The 1,674-nt window shown below is 63.6% G+C and carries 2 protein-coding genes; both read right to left on the bottom strand.

The annotated features are described in order from the left end of the window. Positions 1–1,067, bottom strand: a 1,067-nt coding sequence (locus IB279_RS36700) for an NAD(P)(+) transhydrogenase (Re/Si-specific) subunit beta (protein WP_192341240.1), incomplete at its 3' end; no start/stop codon positions are given. Positions 1,068–1,086: 19 nt separating this feature from the next. Then, the coding region (locus IB279_RS36695; protein ID WP_192341238.1) for a proton-translocating transhydrogenase family protein at positions 1,087–1,674 on the bottom strand (588 nt) is incomplete at its 5' end.

The following is a 1,674-nucleotide window of genomic DNA, read 5'->3' as shown; positions in this document are numbered from 1 at the left end:
AAGCGCACGTTCTTGCCGGCCGCCCGCAGCTTGCGGGTGAGCTCGGAGACCGATTGCTGCGCCTGCGCCACCGCCATGCCGTAGCCCGGCACGATGATGACGCTGTCGGCGTCGTTGAGGGCTGCAGCCACGCCGTCGGCATCGATCGCGATCTGCTCGCCTGATATCTGCATTTGCGGCCCGGTCGTCGCACCAAAGCCACCGAGGATGACCGAGATAAAGGAGCGGTTCATCGCCTTGCACATGATGTAGGAGAGGATCGCACCCGATGAGCCGACCAGCGCGCCGGTGACGATCAACAGGTCGTTGCCGAGCGTGAAGCCGATGGCAGCGGCCGCCCAGCCGGAATAGCTGTTCAGCATCGACACCACCACCGGCATGTCGGCGCCGCCGATGCCCATGATCAGGTGATAGCCGATGAAGAAAGCGGCGAGCGTCATGACAAGCAGCGTCCAGGTGCCGGCACCATTGACGTAGAGCACCAGCAGCACGAGCGAGAGAAGGGCAGCACCGGCATTGAGCAGGTGACCGCCCGGCAGCTTCTTGGCCTTGCCGTCGACCTTGCCGGCAAGCTTGCCGAAGGCGATGACGGAGCCGGTGAAGGTGACAGCACCGATGAAGACGCCGAGGAAGACCTCGACCTTCATGATCGACAGTTCCACCGGTTCCTTGTGGGCAAGGATCGCGGCAAAGCCGGTCAATGCAGAGCGGGCCGCCGCATCGAGGCCGGCGACATCAGCCGCTTCGATATGGGCGTTGAAGCCGATGAAGACTGCGGCAAGACCGACGAAGGAATGGAGTGCTGCAACGAGTTGCGGCATCTCGGTCATCTGGACGCGGGAGGCGACGAAGTGGCCGAGCACGGCGCCGCCCGCGATCATCAGCGCGATGATGAACCAGTTGCCGACATCAGGTCCGAAGACCGTGGCGACAATGGCAAGCGCCATGCCCGTCATGCCGTACCAGACGGCGCGCTTGGCGCTTTCCTGGCCCGAAAGCCCGCCGAGCGAGAGGATGAAGAGGACGGCTGCCGCAATATAGGCGGCCGATACGATACCGATCATCATAATGTTTACCCCTGCCCGATCAGGATTTCTGGAACATGGCGAGCATGCGCCGCGTGACGAGGAAGCCGCCGACGATGTTGATCGTGGCGATCAGCACCGACAGCGCCGCAAGCAGCACCACCAGCCAGTTGCCAGACCCGATCTGCAGCAGCGCCCCGAGAATGACGATGCCGGAAACCGCGTTGGTGACGGCCATCAGCGGGGTGTGGAGCGAATGCGAGACGTTCCAGATGACCTGGAAGCCGACGAAGCAGGCGAGCACGAAGACGACGAAGTGGCTCATGAAGGCAGGCGGAGCAAAGGCGCCGACCAAAAGCAGCAGCGCCGTGCCGACGGCGAGAAGCGTCAGCTGGCTCTTCGTCTGGGCCTTGAAGGCTGCGGCCTCGGTCGCACGCTTTTCCTCCGGCGTCGGCTCCTTCACCTTCTCCTTTGGTTTCTGCGCCGCGATCGCGGCGATCTTCGGCGGTGGCGGCGGATAGGTGATCGCACCCTCGAAGGTGACGGTCGCGCCACGGATGACGTCGTCCTCCATGTTGTGGACGAGCTTGCCGTCCTTGCCCGGCGTCAGGTCGGTCAGCATATGGCGGATATTGGTGGCGTAGAGCGT

Source organism: Ensifer sp. ENS06, from assembly GCF_014852205.1.
GTDB classification, from domain to species: Bacteria; Pseudomonadota; Alphaproteobacteria; order Rhizobiales; family Rhizobiaceae; genus Ensifer; species Ensifer adhaerens.
Note: the sequence above shows the minus strand (reverse complement) of the source record. Positions and strands in the feature narration are given on the sequence as shown.